The sequence below is a fragment of the Synechococcus sp. O70.2 genome (assembly GCF_047462135.1).
GTDB lineage: Bacteria > Cyanobacteriota > Cyanobacteriia > Thermostichales > Thermostichaceae > Thermostichus.
In genome coordinates this window covers 19852-34942 of sequence record NZ_JANSIS010000010.1, presented here as the reverse complement: position 1 = coordinate 34942, position 15091 = coordinate 19852, and the positions used below count along the sequence as shown (strand labels likewise).

At 60.3% G+C, this 15091-nt stretch carries 19 protein-coding genes, 1 tRNA gene and 1 other annotated feature; of the genes, 6 read left to right on the top strand and 14 right to left on the bottom strand.

What is annotated here, in order from left to right; all coding sequences use genetic code 11:
• The first annotated feature begins 173 nt into the window (after positions 1–173).
• From NW812_RS10215 to NW812_RS10195, 5 genes are all read left to right on the top strand, one after another.
• Positions 174–1448: a S41 family peptidase gene (locus tag NW812_RS10215; RefSeq protein ID WP_414396517.1), complete on the top strand. Its 1275-nt coding sequence runs from the start codon at positions 174–176 to the stop codon at positions 1446–1448.
• A 95-nt stretch (positions 1449–1543) separates the two neighbouring features.
• On the top strand, positions 1544–2098 hold the full coding sequence (locus NW812_RS10210) for a phycobiliprotein lyase (protein ID WP_414396514.1): 555 nt from the start codon (positions 1544–1546) through the stop codon (positions 2096–2098).
• A gap of 9 nt (positions 2099–2107) precedes the next feature.
• Complete coding sequence (locus NW812_RS10205; RefSeq protein ID WP_414396512.1) at positions 2108–2629, top strand: hypothetical protein; 522 nt, start codon at positions 2108–2110, stop codon at positions 2627–2629.
• A 105-nt stretch (positions 2630–2734) separates the two neighbouring features.
• The gene (locus NW812_RS10200) at positions 2735–4045 is read left to right on the top strand and encodes a hypothetical protein (RefSeq protein ID WP_414396509.1); all 1311 of its coding nucleotides are present in this window, start codon (positions 2735–2737) and stop codon (positions 4043–4045) included.
• Positions 4046–4072: 27 nt separating this feature from the next.
• Positions 4073–6094: a hydantoinase/oxoprolinase family protein gene (locus tag NW812_RS10195; RefSeq protein ID WP_414396507.1), complete on the top strand. Its 2022-nt coding sequence runs from the start codon at positions 4073–4075 to the stop codon at positions 6092–6094.
• A 4-nt stretch (positions 6095–6098) separates the two neighbouring features.
• Here NW812_RS10195 and NW812_RS10190 read toward each other — a convergent pair.
• Positions 6099–6171 (bottom strand) — tRNA-His (locus NW812_RS10190).
• A 66-nt stretch (positions 6172–6237) separates the two neighbouring features.
• Here NW812_RS10190 and NW812_RS10185 point away from each other — a divergent pair.
• Positions 6238–7017: a photosystem II S4 domain protein gene (locus tag NW812_RS10185; RefSeq protein ID WP_414396504.1), complete on the top strand. Its 780-nt coding sequence runs from the start codon at positions 6238–6240 to the stop codon at positions 7015–7017.
• Here NW812_RS10185 and NW812_RS10180 read toward each other — a convergent pair.
• The 13 genes from NW812_RS10180 to NW812_RS10120 form a co-directional block, all read right to left on the bottom strand.
• Positions 7014–7508, bottom strand: a complete 495-nt coding sequence (locus NW812_RS10180) for a YceD family protein (protein ID WP_414396502.1) — start codon at positions 7506–7508, stop codon at positions 7014–7016. The genes NW812_RS10185 and NW812_RS10180 overlap by 4 nt on opposite strands.
• 44 nt (positions 7509–7552) lie before the next feature.
• On the bottom strand, positions 7553–8188 hold the full coding sequence (locus tag NW812_RS10175) for a protein jag (RefSeq protein ID WP_414396499.1): 636 nt from the start codon (positions 8186–8188) through the stop codon (positions 7553–7555).
• Between the two features lie 76 nt (positions 8189–8264).
• Complete coding sequence (gene yidC / locus NW812_RS10170) at positions 8265–9431, bottom strand: membrane protein insertase YidC (RefSeq protein ID WP_414396497.1); 1167 nt, start codon at positions 9429–9431, stop codon at positions 8265–8267.
• 224 nt (positions 9432–9655) lie between these two features.
• The gene (gene rplL / locus NW812_RS10165; RefSeq protein ID WP_414396495.1) at positions 9656–10069 is read right to left on the bottom strand and encodes a 50S ribosomal protein L7/L12; all 414 of its coding nucleotides are present in this window, start codon (positions 10067–10069) and stop codon (positions 9656–9658) included.
• A gap of 71 nt (positions 10070–10140) precedes the next feature.
• Positions 10141–10704, bottom strand: coding sequence for a 50S ribosomal protein L10 (gene rplJ / locus NW812_RS10160; protein ID WP_414396493.1), 564 nt, complete (start codon positions 10702–10704; stop codon positions 10141–10143).
• A gap of 35 nt (positions 10705–10739) precedes the next feature.
• Positions 10740–10884: a sequence feature (ribosomal protein L10 leader region), on the bottom strand.
• A 52-nt stretch (positions 10885–10936) separates the two neighbouring features.
• A complete protein-coding gene (rplA, locus tag NW812_RS10155) occupies positions 10937–11647 on the bottom strand; it encodes a 50S ribosomal protein L1 (protein ID WP_414396491.1) in 711 nt (236 codons plus the stop codon).
• 70 nt (positions 11648–11717) lie between these two features.
• A complete protein-coding gene (gene rplK / locus NW812_RS10150) occupies positions 11718–12143 on the bottom strand; it encodes a 50S ribosomal protein L11 (protein WP_414396490.1) in 426 nt (141 codons plus the stop codon).
• Between the two features lie 9 nt (positions 12144–12152).
• Positions 12153–12824, bottom strand: coding sequence for a transcription termination/antitermination protein NusG (nusG, locus tag NW812_RS10145; protein ID WP_414396488.1), 672 nt, complete (start codon positions 12822–12824; stop codon positions 12153–12155).
• A gap of 32 nt (positions 12825–12856) precedes the next feature.
• On the bottom strand, positions 12857–13129 hold the full coding sequence (secE, locus tag NW812_RS10140; RefSeq protein ID WP_414396486.1) for a preprotein translocase subunit SecE: 273 nt from the start codon (positions 13127–13129) through the stop codon (positions 12857–12859).
• Positions 13130–13233: 104 nt separating this feature from the next.
• On the bottom strand, positions 13234–13584 hold the full coding sequence (locus tag NW812_RS10135; RefSeq protein ID WP_414396484.1) for a hypothetical protein: 351 nt from the start codon (positions 13582–13584) through the stop codon (positions 13234–13236).
• Complete coding sequence (gene trmD / locus NW812_RS10130; RefSeq protein WP_414396481.1) at positions 13544–14332, bottom strand: tRNA (guanosine(37)-N1)-methyltransferase TrmD; 789 nt, start codon at positions 14330–14332, stop codon at positions 13544–13546. The genes NW812_RS10135 and trmD overlap by 41 nt, the downstream gene beginning before the upstream one ends.
• Before the next feature lie 11 nt (positions 14333–14343).
• Positions 14344–14748: a hypothetical protein gene (locus NW812_RS10125; protein WP_414396478.1), complete on the bottom strand. Its 405-nt coding sequence runs from the start codon at positions 14746–14748 to the stop codon at positions 14344–14346.
• A gap of 119 nt (positions 14749–14867) precedes the next feature.
• The gene (locus NW812_RS10120; RefSeq protein WP_414396475.1) at positions 14868–15053 is read right to left on the bottom strand and encodes a hypothetical protein; all 186 of its coding nucleotides are present in this window, start codon (positions 15051–15053) and stop codon (positions 14868–14870) included.
• Between the last annotated feature and the right edge of the window lie 38 nt (positions 15054–15091).

Sequence of the window (15091 nt, the reverse complement as noted above, 5' to 3'; positions counted from 1 at the left end):
CACTCCACGGTGGAGGACAGCCCCACCTCAACCAGCACTGTAACACAATTTGTTAACGACTTCCTTAAGTTAGGCTCAGCTCGGGGGCAGGAATCCGCATTCTCGCTGGCAAAACAGGTTTCGATATTGCGTCTTGTTCATATTCCTTAACTTTTCTTAGCGTCTTGCCGTCTATGGTTGCGCCAAAGCCAAAGAAGAAAGAGTGGGGGATCCGCTGGGTTCTCCGCATTCTGCTGCTGGGGTGCCTGCTCTGGGCAAGTTTAGGCACTGATGCCTACCAAGCTCAGGCCAGCCGCTGGGGAGAAGAGCAGCAACTGCTGGCCCAGGCTTGGGCCTATGTGGATCGGGCCTACGTGGATCCGGGGTTTAACGGACAAAACTGGTGGCAGGTGCGGCAGCGTTTTCTGGCGCGGCCCTTGAAGAATCGTCAGGAAACCTATCGGGCCATTGAAGAGATGTTGGCCACCCTGGGGGATCCCTACACCCGCTTTTTGGATCGGGAGCACTACCTCAGTCTGCAGACCTCTACTGCCGGCGAGCTGAGCGGTGTTGGCCTGCAGATTGCCATCGACGAGCAGGGGGCGGTGCGGGTTATTGCTCCCATGGAGGGCACCCCTGCCGAGCGGGCCGGGATCCAGCCCCAGGACGAGATCTTGGCAGTGGATCAGGTGCCAGTGGCGGGGCTGAGCTTGGACGAGGTGGCAGAGCGCATGCGCGGCCCTAGCGGTACAACCGTTAGCCTGCGGCTAAGGCGGCAGGGGCGCATCTGGGAGGTGGAGCTGGTGCGGCAGTCAATCCTCATTAACCCGGTGCGCACGGCTTTCTTTGAGCTGCCCCAGGGATTGGTGGCCTACATCCGCCTCAGCCAGTTCAACGGCAATGCAGCCACCCAAGTGCGCCAGGCTATCCAGGCGGCAGAAGCCCGAGGGGTGCGGGGCTACCTCCTGGATCTGCGTAACAACCCCGGAGGACTGCTGCAGGCGGCCATTGAGATTGCCCGCTTTTGGATCCCCAAGGGCAACATCGTGCTGGTGAAGGATCGCCACGGCATTCTAGAAGGCATTCCTGCCACCGGCGAAATTCTCACCCAGGCGCCGCTAGTGGTTTTGGTCAATCAAGGCAGTGCCAGCGCTAGCGAAGTCTTGGCGGGGGCATTGCAGGACAGCGGGCGGGCGCAACTGGTGGGAACGCGCACCTTCGGCAAGGGGCTGATCCAATCCCTGATGGAGCTGGCAGATGGCTCAGGGCTGGCCGTGACGACTGCCAAATACCTCACCCCCAACGGCCGCGACATTCACCGCCAAGGGATCCAGCCCGATGTGGTGGTGGGCGAGGGCCCCGTTCCGCTAACGGCAGAAACCCTGGGCGACCCTGAGGATCGCCAGTTGCAGCGGGCTCTGGAACTGCTGGGGGCGACTTTGTCCGTGGCCCAGGGGATCCCCACCTGAGGCATCTGCTGCAGGGATTGGGGTGCCTGTTTGTCTTCGATTCAGTTTAGGATCGGGCTTGGTGTCAACTCAGCCCTGCTCTCGAGCCCTTTGGCATGAACGCCCTCCAACAGTTTCACCACTTCTTTAACTGCTGTATTGGCGCCTGGCACACCGAGCGCACCTATCACTACCTGGATCGAGGGGAGGTGGAGCGCTCGCGCACCGAGTTCAACGTTCGCACCCTCACCCCTGAGCTCAAGGAGAAGGTCCTGGCCGACAACAACTACCCCAACCACGGCGTCGACGGCTTCCTGGGCTTTCACCTTGCCTTTGAGACTGTCTCCGAAAAGGGGGAGGAGGTCGGGCAAGAGCTAAACATGTTGTTTGTGCCCCGGCGAGAGGGCCCCCGCGGGCTGGAAGGCGACTACCTGCGCGATCGCGCCTATGAGGAAGAGCGGCCCATGGTGGCCGACTTCCGCTTTGATCCGGGATCCCTGCAACTGGTGATGACCACCACCTACACCCACGTTGTTTCCGTAGATACCATCACCCTGCTCAACCCCCGCCTGCGCCTGCGGCAGATCCTCAACTACCGGCGCCCACCTCAAGGCCAGCCGCTGCAGGAGGTACTCCTGGTGGGGTTTGGGGTGGAACAAAAGCTGACCTAGGGAGGCTGCGTGGACTCCGAGTCGATCCCGGCCCCAGACTTGCCCTTGCCCCAATACCTGGCCCGAATTCAAGCCAGCTTTGAGCGGGGACAATACCGGCAAGCTTTGGAGGAGGCCAAACAGGCCCAAGGTCGCTATCCCCAGGCAGGCCAGCTGCGGCTCTGGCAAGCCCTAGCCCAGGAGGCGCTTGGAGAAACCGAGGAGGCCGTCCGCCTAGTGCAGAGCTTGCTATATAGTCCAGATCCCGAGCTTGCCCAACAGGCGCGCTATGTGTTGAGCATCTGGCAGGCTCCCCGTCTACGCCGCCCAGCGGAGTGGTCGATCCAAATCCCCGATCTCAGCCACCTGGAAGAGGCCAAGCCCGAAAGCCGACTTCTAGTCTATGAACGCCCTCGCCCGCGGGGATCTCGGCCCACGTCCCCCCCTCCCCTCCCTTCCCAGGCCGCTCCCTTGGTGAATACCCAACGGCTGAATTGGGTGTTGATTGGAATCCTCTCGGCCTTGCTGGCAACCCTGGCCTGGCTGCCCTAGCTCAGCGGCTGCCAAGAGGGAATCTTCTCGCCGATGCCCAGCACAGGAGAGATACTGGAAACAGGGAGCTGGCGGGTTAACAGCAGGCAGAAGCGGAGGTTGACGGTGGCGGCACAGACTTTGGTTATGGAGGCAGTAGAGCGGCTGGGCCTGCGGGTTACGCTGGGAGACATCGCCTCCACCACAGGCCTGGCCTTAGAGGAGGCCAAGCAAGAGTTGCTGCAGTTGGCCCAAAAGGCAGGGGGGCATCTTCAGGTTTCGCGGCAGGGAGAGATCGCCTACGTTTTCCCGCCCGACTTTCGCAGCATTCTCCAGCGCAAGGAGCAACAGGACCGGCTGGCAGCCCTGCGGCGCCGGCTTTGGGGAGGGTTTCTCTACGGCCTGCGCATTTCCTTTGGCATCCTGCTGGTAGTGTCAATTGTCCTCATTACTCTGGCCCTGATGGCTCTGCAGAGCAGTAGGAGCAGCCGTGAGGAGGATAGCCGCAGCCGCTCGGGAGGGGTGGGGCTCTTCTACGTTCCCGACCTGTGGGTAGGCAACCCCTTCTGGGGTCCCTACGAGAGCTATTCCGGTCAGGCGCAACCCCGACAGGAAAAGTCGGAGATGAACTTTCTCGAGGCGGTCTACAGCTTCCTGTTTGGCGACGGGGATCCCAATGCCAACCTGGAAGAAGAACGCTATGCCCTCATCGGCCAGCTCATCCGTGCCAATGGGGGAGTCATTGCCGCCGAGCAGGTGTTGCCCTACCTGGATGTGGAGCCGGGATCCCCCGCCCTGGAGTACGAAGACTACATGCTGCCCATTTTGCTCAAGTTTGACGGCCAGCCGGAGGTAAGCGAGGAGGGAGATATCGTCTATCGCTTTCCAGAGCTGCAGGTAACGGCCGCCGAAGGCCCACGGCAGCGGTTTCCCGAGGTGTTGCAAGAAAAACCTTGGGTGTTTAGCCGCGCCACCCCTGGGCAGCTGGCCCTAGCCGCCGGCTTGGGTGTGCTCAATTTCTTCTTGGCGGCCATTCTCTATGGGGCGCGGGAGGAGGTGGCCGCTGCCGCTGGGAGCAACGCCTTTTTGGCGTTTATCTACCCGCTGATTGGATTCCTCTTCCTCTACGGCACGCTGTTTTTGGCCGTGCCCACGGTGCGTTGGTTGACCTTGCAATTCCGCAACCAGGGAGTGGAGCGCCGCAATCGCATTCGGCGGTTTTGGCAAGAGCAACTGCAGCATCCCTCGGAGGTGCTGCGGCGCAAGCTCGACTTTGCCCGCCACTTCCGCCGCCAGGAGGTGGTGCAGGAAGCGGACACCATCTACTCTACTGACCGGGATCTCATCGAGCAGCGGGACTACCGCTTGGACGAGCCGGCCTTCCGTCAGCTTGTGCAGAAGGAGGAACAGCCCCTGGAAGCCGAGTCAAAGAGCTAGGGAGGGGTTAGCCTGCGCCCACGAGTCATGTCCACTGTCGGCAGCCAACGAGGGATCCCGACCCGCCTGGGGATCGATGTGGGAGGCACTTTTACCGATCTGGTGCTGCTGCAGGAGGGCCAGATCCGGACGGCCAAGGTCCTCTCCACCCCTAGCCCGGAAGAGGGGGTCTTCGCTGCCCTGGACAAGCTGGGCCCAGTTGAGGTGGACGTGTTCTGCCATGGCATGACCGTGGCCACCAACGCCCTCCTGGAGCGCAAGGGATCCCCCACTCTCTTTTTGACCACGGCGGGCTTTCGGGATGTGCTGGCCATTGGCCGCCAAAACCGTCCTTCCCTTTACGACCTCACTCAGCCCAAGCCGGAGCCGGTGGTGCCCCGCCACCACTGCCTGGAGGTGAAGGAGCGCTGCAGCGCCAGTGGCGTGGTCGAGCCGCTAACTGAGGAGGAGATCCAGCGCGTAGTCCGGGAAGTGGGGGAGCGGGTACAGCGGGATGGGATCCGCGCCGTGGGAGTGGGGTTTTTGTTTTCTTTCCTCTACCCAGAGCATGAGCAGCGCTTGGGGGCGGCTTTGCGACAGGCCTTTCCCAGCTTGCATGTTTCCCTCTCCTGCGAGGTGGCGCCAGAGTTTCGGGAATACGAGCGCTTCAGCACCACAGCCATTGATGCCTACCTCAGCCCAGCGCTGGCGGGCTACCTCCACCGCTTGGCCCAGGGGTGCCGGCAGCGAGGGATCCCCGAACCCCTGATCATGCAATCCTCCGGCGGCGTCACTTCCCTTGCCCAGGCAGCAGCCCACGCCTCGGTGGCGCTGCTTTCGGGGCCGGCGGGCGGCGTTTACGGAGCGGCCTACCTGGGCCGGCTGAGTGGCTACTCCCATTTGCTTAGCCTGGACATGGGAGGGACCAGCACCGATGTGGCCCTCATTCAAGACGGCATCCCCCAGGTTACCCCGTCAGCGGTAGTGTGCGGCCTGCCGGTGCAGCAGCCCCAGATCGACATCCACACGGTCAGTGCCGGCGGCGGATCCCTGGCCTCCCTGCTACCCGGGGGCGGGCTGCAGGTGGGGCCGGAAAGTGCCGGCTCCAACCCTGGGCCGGCCTGCTACGGTCGGGGGGGAACGGCTCCCACGGTAACCGATGCCAACCTCTGGCTGGGCTACCTGCCGGATGGGGGCTGGCTGGGGGATGCCGTTTGCCTACGGCGAGACTTGGCTGGCCAGGCCCTCAGAACGCTCGCGGAGCCCTTGGGCTTGAGTTTGGAGGAGACGGCCGTTGGCATTCGCACCCTAGCCAATGTGGCCATGGCACGGGCTTTGCGGGTCATCAGCGTGGAGCGAGGCTTGGATCCCGCCCATTTTGCCCTGCTGGCCTTTGGCGGAGCTGGGCCCATGCATGCCTGTGCTTTAGCAGAAGAGCTGGGGATCCGCCGCATCTTGATCCCGGCCTTTGCCGGTGTCCTCTCGGCGCTGGGCATGGCTTTGGCCGATCTGCGGCGGGACTACCGGCGGGCCGTCCTGCAGCCGCTGCGGCAGCTAGAGGGGGAGGGGGGAGGATCCCTTCTGGCTCAGTGGGCTGAGCCCCTCATCCGCCAGGCACAAGCCGACCTGCAAGAGCCGGAGCTCTCCTTGAGTCTGGATCTGCGCTACCGCGGCCAGTCCTTCGAGCTGGAGATCCCAGCCCAGTTATCGGATCCGGTTTCCCTCCTCGAGCAGCGGTTTCACCAAGCCCACCGCCAGCGCTACGGCTGGCAGGATCCTGACCAAGAGGTGGAGGTGATCCAGTTGCGCCTACGGGCGGTGCAGGCCTTGCCTCGTGTCCCTCTGCAGGCCCCCCCACCCTTGCCGGGGGATCCCCTCCAGGGGAAACGAGAGGCCTGGTTTGGGGGCCGGATGCGCCCGGTGCCCGTCTACAATCGGCGGCACATGGGGGTGGGGTTTCAACTGTGCGGGCCGGCGATTGTGGAGATGCCGGAGGCTACCGTGGTGATTGAAGCCGGTTGGACCGGCAGCATCGACGCCGTAGGCACGCTGGTCTTAAGCTGCGAGTAGAGAGGGCGGACGATGGGATTCGAACCCACGAGTGGAGGAACCACAATCCTCTGCCTTAACCACTTGGCTACGCCCGCCAGGACCCTAATCCAGCTTAGCATGTAGCAAGCGGAACAGAACCGCAAGGGTTGAAGCGCCCCACCATGTTGCCCAGAGCCGAACTACTGAAAGGAGCGGAGTATCGAGAAACCTTGGCGCGCATCCTAGACCTAGGAGAGCAGGCCCTGAAAACTTGGCAGGTGGTCTACAGCGATTTTCTCTCGCCGCCGGAGATTGCCGCCGTCCAAAGCCGATTGAACAAGCTAGCCGAACTGCAGGTGGTGGCCTGGGGAGGCTATGCCCAGGCAGAGCGCCAGCGCCTGGCCCTGGCTCGCCCCGAGCTTGGTGTGGAGGCACCAGGGATCCCGCTAGCGGCTATTGAAATTCAGGGGAACTTTCTCTTCGACCCAGCCACTCACGGCGACTTTTTAGAAGCCCTTTTGGCAATAGGAATTGCCGGCGAGAAGGTGGGAGACATTCTCGCGGTTGGAGAAGCAGGCGCGCAGGCTATCGTGGTACCTGAACTGGTGGACTATCTCAGCCTCAACCTGAAGCAAGTGCGCAGTGTGCCGGTCAAGGTTAGCTCCATCCCTCTCAGCCAATTGAAGGTGCAGCCGCCGCGGGTAAAGTCCATTACCAGTGTGGAAGCCTCTTTGCGCTTGGACGCAGTGGCTTCAGCCGGATTCGGCATCTCCCGCAGCAAAATGGTGGAAGAGATCCAGCGGGGAGAAGTACGAGTCAACTGGAAGCCAGTTACCCAAGCCAGCTACCTCCTTAGCCCTCAGGATTGGATTGCTATCCGCGGCCGGGGTCGGCTGCAAATTGAAGAGGTGGTTGAGACGAAAAAAGGCCGCTTCCGGATCCAAATGAAGCGGTATTTCTAGGAGATCTCTTTGAGAAGAGCTGCCAGAGGCGCCCAGCGGGGATCCCCTGCCGGCGCAGCCGATTCCACCACAATACCTGGGCAATCGGGGCGACAGGGCAACTGGGTGGGCATCTCCAAATGCAGGTACTGGCGCATCAAGTCCTCCACATCCAGCTCACCGTTGGGGGGCAAGCTTTCCAGCAGATCCTCTTCCTCCTTCAGTTCCAGCTCCAGGGGTGGAGGGCCAGAGTTGGGCTCGCGAATGAGAATGATCTCCTCAACATCTAGCTCCAGCCGGTGGTTAAACTGCTGCAAGCAGCGGTGACAAGTGAGAGTCACGATGGTGCGGGCCTGGGCCCTTACCTCAACAAAGTGTCCTCGGTGGCTGACCCGCAGGAATCCCTCCACCGGTGTCAGGCTCTCAAAGCCAGCGAAAAACTGCCGAAACCGTACCTCCTGGGTTGGGCCAGGCAGCTGCCGCAGCTCGGATAGACGAATTGGCTTCAGCATAGCCCTATTTTCCTCCAGACAGTTGGGGTCCCTTAGCTGCGCCCTCACTTACCCCGGCGCGGAGCCCGGCGGATGACCAAGCGGCGATCCGGCTCTTTACCTCGGCTAAAGGTTTCTAGGTCAGCATAGGCAGGGTCTTTGAGGAGCGTGTGGATTTGCCGCCGGTCGGCAGCCGAAAGGTGCTCGGGAAACTCGTACTCCCGACCACTTGCTCTTACTTTTTCCACCGCCGTAGCCACCAAAGCCTTCAACTCCTGAAAACGGCGCTCCCGATAGCCGTCTAGGTCCAAGATATAGGGTTGTTGCTGGTCTTCTGGCTGGTTGAGGTTGAGAAGGGTGTTGGCCAGATATTGCAAAGCATCCAGCACTACTGGGGTACGCTCTTCGTCAACTTTAGTCTCCTTGGGGACGGGCCCTGGGGGCACTTTGGAAAGCAGGACTTGCTTTTGCGCAGGCGTGAGAGAACTGGCCTCAATTTCAATCACCTCGCCCACTACCCGCACTGCTGCCGGTATCCCCATGGCCGATAGCACCTGCTGCAACCACTCTCTAGCCCGTTCTCGCTGCTCGGCGGGAGAAAGCTTAGCTTGGAAAGGAGCAGCGGTCTCTTCAAACTGCGGGTGGGATTTCTTAGCGGCGGCTCCCCTTGGGGAACCTGTAGAAGACTCAGGGTGGCTCATCCCAACAGCTTCCAACTGCTGAAAGACTATCAACCAGTTAACTGCAAGCCCACCCACCCAGCGGCCAGAGGACTGCTTAGGGCTCAAAGGGCAAAGATTCCCGAGCTCCCCCAGCGGCTTTGGGTTTTACTGCTCGGTCTACCTCCTTACTGACCTGGGCAGCACGGCGACGTTCCTCTTCCACCAACTGCTGCAGGCTCTCTGGCAAAGGCTCTCGCGAGAGCAAGAAGGTCTGCAGCGTCTGGAAAATGCTGGAGACGAGGATATAGAGCAAAACCCCAGCCGGCAAGGGGAAAAATAGAAACATCGCCGAAAACAGCACCGGGGTAATGCGGGCCATCGAGCTCTGGCTGGGATCCTCCTGGCCGGTATTGGTCAGGGCCTGGTTGAGGTAGATGGAAAGGCCAAAGAGGGCGACCATGGCGATGATATCCCAGTGGACGGTTCCATCGGGGTCAAAAGCGCCAACGCGGCCCAGCTTATCAATAAACAGAAAGCCAGTATCTGAGGCCAAGCCTGGAATCGAGACCTGCAGCGCTACCTCCCCCGGCTGCAGGGCCAGCAAGGTGCCATCGGGCTGGAGCTGGACCCGATCCTCTCCCTTGACAATCCTCCAAGTTGGCTGCAACAGCTTGGGGTCTCCCCCCGCTTCTGTTACCAGTTGCTCGAAGGGTTTGCCCCCTGGCCCTTGCAGCATCCACTGCACCTGCTCCCCTACGGCAACCTTGGTACCCTTAGGCAGCACCAGCACCACCGGCTTGTGGACTGAGTCGGCGACGAAGATGTTCTTGCTGGAGCTGACGTAGGGAGTGGGTACCACCTCAGCCGCCACCTCTGCTGGCAAGATCTGCAGGTTGACGTCGTAGGTTACCGCCGCAAAAGGGGATCCCCGCAGCGTGGCAAAGAGCGCAAACAGCACTGGCATTTGAATAAGCAGCGGCAGGCACCCCCCAAGCGGGTTAACCCCTAGTTCGCTGTAGAGTTTGGCCTGGGCCTCGCGCAGCTTTTGCGGGTCGTCGCGGTACCTCTCCTGGATCTCTCGCATCCGCCGCTGCATCACCGGGCTAATGACTTTCATGCGCCGCATGTTGCGGATAGACCCGGCATTGAGGGGGTAGAGGGCAAAGCGGATCACCAATGTCAGAAAGATGATGGCCAGACCATAGCTGGGCACGATCCCGTAGAAAAAATCCAGGATCGGCAGCATGACATTGTTGGAGAGAAATCCGACTCCGAAGTCCATGGGGGGTGGTGGCAAACGTCCGTAACCCATTGTAATGGTTTCCGACCTCCTGACGAGGGCTCTTTCCCCATCCGGCGATGAGCGCTGGTCGAAGTTGCAGCCCCCGCGAGCCCCCCGGCAACCCGTTTTGAGGGGTAGAAACTAGCCAAAAAGAGGGGCAAACCGCCCCTCCCCTCTTTTGCAGCTTCGGCAGAGAGCAGGGAAAAAACGCCTCTTCCCCACCTCTACTTGATCTTGACCGTGGCGCCGGCCTCTTCCAGCTTTTTCTTGATCTCGCTGGCCTCCTCCTTGGAGACTCCCTCCTTAACTGCTTTGGGAGCAGCTTCCACGAGATCCTTGGCATCCTTTAGGCCTAAGCCGGTTAGCTCGCGCACCACCTTAAGAACGGCAATCTTCTTGTCGGCAGGAACAGCCTCGAGAATGACATCAAAAGCCGTTTGCTCCTCTACCGGCTCAGCCGGCGCTGCTGGTGCCGGTGCCGCTGCTGCCGCCACGGGAGCAGCCATGACCATGCCGCCTACCGGTGCAGCTGCACTGACGCCAAAGGTCTCTTCAATGGCTTTCACCAGCTCGGCAGCTTCCAACAAAGTCAAGGTCTTCAGCTCTTCCAGGATGCTTTGAACACGCTCTGAAGCCATGGTTGTGTCTCCTTAGGTAACAAGAAGTAGCAGGGTGCAATTGAGCCGTTGGCCCATCGAAGCGGCTACCTTCAGGCCGCCTCCTTGTCGGCAATGGCTCGCACAGCCCGCGCCAGTGAGGCCGGGATCTCGTGGATACCGCGGGCCACCTGGCTAGGCACAGCATTGAGCCCAACCGCCAGTCGGGTGGCTACTAGCTTAAGGCTGCCTGCCACTTGGGCCAGGAGCACCTCCTTAGGCGGCAGGTCAGCAATGGCCTTGGCCTGATCCAAGGTCAGAGACAGCCCCTCAGCGGCAGCACCGCGAAACTCAGTCTTCTTGGTTTGCCGGGCAAAGTCTTGATACGCCTTCAGGGCCGCCGCGATATTGCCCCGGATCAGGATAAAAGCCGTTGGCCCGGACAAGAAAGGCAGGATCCCTGCCCAAGCCTTAAGGTCAGCAACGGCCCGCCGCATCAGGGTATTTTTAACCACCATACAAACGGCGTCTGCTTTGCGCAGCTCCGCCCGCAGCTGGTTCATCTCAGCAACGGTTAGACCTTTGTAGTCGATGACCAGCACCATTTGGCTAGCTTGCAACAGGGATCGAACCTCATCGACTACCTCTGCTTTCTTTGCTAAGGATTGCTTGCCCACGCGCTCACCTCCTCGATTGTCTGTAATGTGGTTGCCACTGCAAAAGGAATGCGCCCCAGCCTCCGCCGAGACGCATTTGGGCAAGCATAAGCTTCGGGAATTTTTCCCACTCTACCCAAGCCTCGGCAGGAGATTAAGCCACTCGGCGCCTGCTGTCTTCGGCTCCCTATTCAGCTGTGGAAAGGTTTTCTATTTGATCCCTCCTTGGCCAAAATTTGTCCTAACGCCAGACCTAGGCAACTAACTTTAACTCCCGCAGGGCATTGACATCAACCTCAATGGAGGGACCCATCGTAGCACAAATATGCATAGTTCGCCAGTACTTGCCCTTTGCCCCAGGGGGACGGTTGCGGTCAATCGACTCCTGCACCGCCTTTAGGTTTTCCAGCAGCGCCTCAACCGGAAACTGACACTTGCCGAAGATTAAATGGACAATGCCAGTTTTGTCCGCCCGGTACTCCAGCTTGCCAGCCTTGAACTCCTTAATGGCCTGGGCCAGATCCATGGTAACTGTTCCCCCCTTAGGAGAAGGCATCAGGCCGCGCGGCCCCAACAGGCGCCCCAGCTTGGCCACCTGGGGCATCACATCGGGAGTGGCAATCAGCAGGTCGAAATCGATCACGCCCTTGCTGATTTCCTCGATGAGATCCTCAAACCCCACTCGGTCAGCCCCAGCATTCTGGGCTTCCACCACCTTTTCGCCGCGGGCAATTACCGCTACTCGAATTTCTTGCCCAGTGCCGCGTGGCAAAACCACCGTAGAGCGCAGCTGCTGGTCAGCATATTTGGGATCGATCCCCAGGCGAATGTGAACCTCAGCCGCCTCGTCAAATTTGGCAGTGGCTGTCTCCTTCATGAGGGCAATGGCTTCAGCGGGGGGATAGGGGATGGGCTTGATCTTCTCCCGCAAAGCCTGCATGCGTTTGGACAGTTTTCGAGCCATAACTTCTCCTCGGGGTTCTGGCGAGAACTTCTCTCCCCCAAAACGACAAACAAGCTGGGCTAGCGGAGCCCTAGTCAACTATCGTTACTCCCATGCTCCGGGCAGTGCCGGCAATGATTCTCATCGCCGCCTCCACATCGTTGGTATTCAAATCTGGCAGCTTCTGCTCGGCAATCTGGCGCAGTTGGGCGCGGGTCAGGGATCCCACCTTGACTTTGTGGGGCTCGCTAGAGCCTGACTCAATGCCAAGGGCTTTCTTGATCAGCACCGAGGCTGGCGGCGTCTTAAGGACAAAGGTGAAGCTGCGATCGTCGTAGATGGAGATCTCGACCGGCACCACCATGCCCGCCTGATCCGCCGTTCTGGCATTGTACTCCTTGCAAAAGGCCATGATGTTGACCCCATGCTGACCCAAGGCGGGGCCAATGGGGGGGGCGGGGGTGGCTTTGCCCGCCTGGATGGCCAGCTTGACTACTGCCACCAGTTTCTTAGCCATGCGACGCAGTTACACCTCTTTTCGCACTTGACCAAGCTCTAATTCTACTGGAGTATCCCGCCCAAAAATTGAGATCAAAGCCTTGAGCTTGCCCCGTTCTGGGCTGACGTCCACCACCTCGCCGTAGAACCCCTGGAAGGGGCCAGACAGCACCTCAATGCGATCCCCAGGGGCCAGGTTAATCTTGAGGGGCACCGCCTCCACCTCAGCGGTGCTGAAGATGCGCTGAACTTCGCTGGGACTGAGGGGCCGCGGTGTCACATGCCCCCGACCGCGACCATAGGGCCGTCTCTGTTCCGTGCCAACGAAGTTGATGACATTGGGAGTGGTTTTCACCACCCGCCAGGTGTCGTCGTTGAGATCCATGCGCACGAGCACATAGCCGGGGAAAATCTTTTCCTCTTGCTCCTGGCGCTTGCCGGATCGATCCAGCTTGAAGCCCACCCGCTTTGGGATCACCACTTCGACGATTTGATCGGCCACATCCAGGGCTGCCGCCCGCTGCAGGAGAGTGCTTTTAACCTTGTTTTCGCAGCCAGCAGCCACCTGGACAGCGTACCAGCGCAAGTTGCGCTGGCTTTGACTTTCCCCTTCTTCCGCAGTCGTTTCTGTTTCCGCAGCTTCTAGGGGCTCAACGTAGTCTCTGCGGCGTCTCCGCCGCTGCTCTAACCCTGGGCTCATACTTCACCTCCTCTCCCCTCCCCTGCCTAAAGCTACGAGAACAGTTGAGTGGCTACCCAGCCAAATAGCTGGTCAACCAGGTAAATAAATGAGGCGAAGGCCAGCACTATTAGCAAAACGCCAATGGATTCGCTAACCAATTGTCGACGGCTTGGCCAGGCAATTTTGGCCAGTTCGGCCCGCGTCTCTTGGAGGAAGCCCGAGATCCCCTTGGACTCGGTGGAACTGTCCTTGGAGTGACCCCGCCTAGCGGGATCCAGGTGCTGCTCCCTATCGGTTTTGCTGGAGGGGGTACTCTTAACCACGGCAGTATCTCCTAGGGGATCCCGAAAACCTGGCGCTATTGCTTAGCGCCCACAAGAATAGCCTTGCGATCCTAACACAGGTTAGGTTGAGGAGGGGAGCTAAGTTAGCGAGTAAGAGGGGTTTTGGATCTCCCTGCTCCCGGCGAAAACAGCAAGGGGCGACGGCGGGATTGGTTAAACTGCTCCACTGCGGCATCGATGGCCGCCCGGCTGTCCCAGCGGGAGGTGGCCCTCTGGCGGGAGAGGAGTTCAGCAGCCCGGAAGAGATCGCTCATATCAAGGCTGGAGCCGCTGAACAGCGGGGTTCTGCCGTCGCGATAAATGGCCTCGTTGCCACTTCCAGTTTGGGCTAGAGCAAGCCCAGAACTGGTCAGGATCCCCACCAGCAGCAGCCCCAGAATCCTAGCCCCATGGTCAGCAAGGTTGAGAAGGGAGTTGAGACAGTTCACGCGCATCTTGTTTCTCCACCTCAGTGCGCTGCTCGGCCAGGCCTTCGGCCAACAACTGTTGTTCTTCGGGGGTGAGGGGACGTTTGGCCAGCAGATCCGGCCGTCGTTGCCAGGTGCGCACCAACTGCTGCTGCAGACGCCATCGGGCAATGGCCTCGTGGTTACCTGAAAGGAGCACCTGCGGCACCTTGTACCCCAGAAACTCGGCTGGGCGGGTGTACTGAGGATAGTCGAGCAGACCCTCCTCAAAGCTCTCCTTCTTCAGAGAGTCTACCTTACCAACCGTGCCAGGCAAGAGACGGATCACGCCGTAGATCAAGGCCAGTGCCGGGATCTCCCCCCCTGTTAACACAAAATCCCCCAGCGACACCTCGCGAGTGGCTAGATACTGGCAGATCCGCTCGTCAAAACCTTCGTACTGGCCGCAGAGCAGGATGAGCTGGGCCTTTTGGGCCAGCTCCCGCAGCAGGGCTTGGTTTAGGGGTTGTCCCTGGGGCGTGAGCAAGATGATCTCGCGGGGATCCAGGCAAGGCAGGGAGGCGACAGCAGCAAAAAAGGGCTCTGGCTTGAGCACCATGCCTACCCCGCCCCCATAGGGCTCATCGTCGACCCGGCGGTGCTTATCGGCGGCAAAGTCGCGCGGGTTGGTGAGATGAACCTCGGCAATCCCTTGCCGTAGGGCTTTGCCCACTAAGCCAATGCGCAAGGGCGATTCAAAAAACTCTGGGAAAAGGGTAACAACGTCAAACCGCACGGGCGTTGGGATCAAGCAGAAAGGCCAGCATCCGAGCAGGGTTCCGTGCGCAACCGCTCTAGCTCCAGGCGCAAGGACTCAATCTGGTGGATCAGCTCCATCAGTTCGCCCATTTCTTCTTTGGAGATGGTGGCGGTTGGGGAGCCGCTCTGGGGGGCCGGTGTTTGGCTCTCTACGGCTGGGCCAGGAGCCTTGGTGGCTTCATGGCGGAGGCTTTTAAGGTAGCGAACAGCCTCTTGCTCAATCTGCTCTCCTTTTTGCTCCAGCTCTGCAGCCAGCGCCGCCCAGTCGCCAGGAAGACGGCCGAAACTTTCGGCGCGCTTCTGGGGATCCTCCAGGAGCTCCACCAGGGCAGTGGCTGTGCCGTAAAAGAAGTGGCGTGCCCGCGTAAACCAGTCTGAGGAGCGAGAACTCATGGCGGCAGCATGCTAGATAGAGCCAGGGGATCTCCAGTCTATCCCAGCCCTTTGGAGCTGCGCTGGCAACTGCTTGCTTCCAAGCTGCCACTTACTTTTGGGCAAGACTAGAAAAGGAATCAATCGACGGCGCGAATCTCGCCGCTGTTGAGGCGCTCCACGATCATGTCCAGCAGTTCGTGTTCTTCCGGTGAGACCTGGGAATCGGCGGTAACTGCCTGGAGGATTTCTTGTTGCTCGGCGCGGGTGAGGATCTTGTCCTGCAAAGCCCGGTCGATGAGTTCTTTTAGCTTGGATGACTCCACAGTGCTTCTCCTTGCCCTAGAGGTAGGGGCCAAGGGCG